Source organism: Acinetobacter sp. ABJ-A23_2, from assembly GCF_044538765.1.
GTDB lineage: Bacteria > Pseudomonadota > Gammaproteobacteria > Pseudomonadales > Moraxellaceae > Acinetobacter > Acinetobacter nosocomialis_A.
In genome coordinates this window covers 1-255 of the sequence record NZ_JBIUCP010000134.1, presented here as the reverse complement: position 1 = coordinate 255, position 255 = coordinate 1, and the positions used below count along the sequence as shown (strand labels likewise).

Sequence of the window (255 nt, the reverse complement as noted above, 5' to 3'; positions counted from 1 at the left end):
CTTGTTGTGGATTCTTACCAATCGTCAATCTTTCGTTAAGGAGGTGATCCAGCCGCAGGTTCCCCTACGGCTACCTTGTTACGACTTCACCCCAGTCATCGGCCACACCGTGGTAACCGCCCTCTTTACAGTTAGGCTAGCTACTTCTGGTGCAACAAACTCCCATGGTGTGACGGGCGGTGTGTACAAGGCCCGGGAACGTATTCACCGCGGCATTCTGATCCGCGATTACTAGCGATTCCGACTTCATGGAGT

General features: G+C 53.3%; 1 rRNA gene. It reads right to left on the bottom strand.

The annotated features are described in order from the left end of the window. Nucleotides 1–36: 36 nt before the first annotated feature. A 16S ribosomal RNA gene (locus ACH63V_RS18195) occupies nucleotides 37–255 on the bottom strand; the annotation flags it as partial.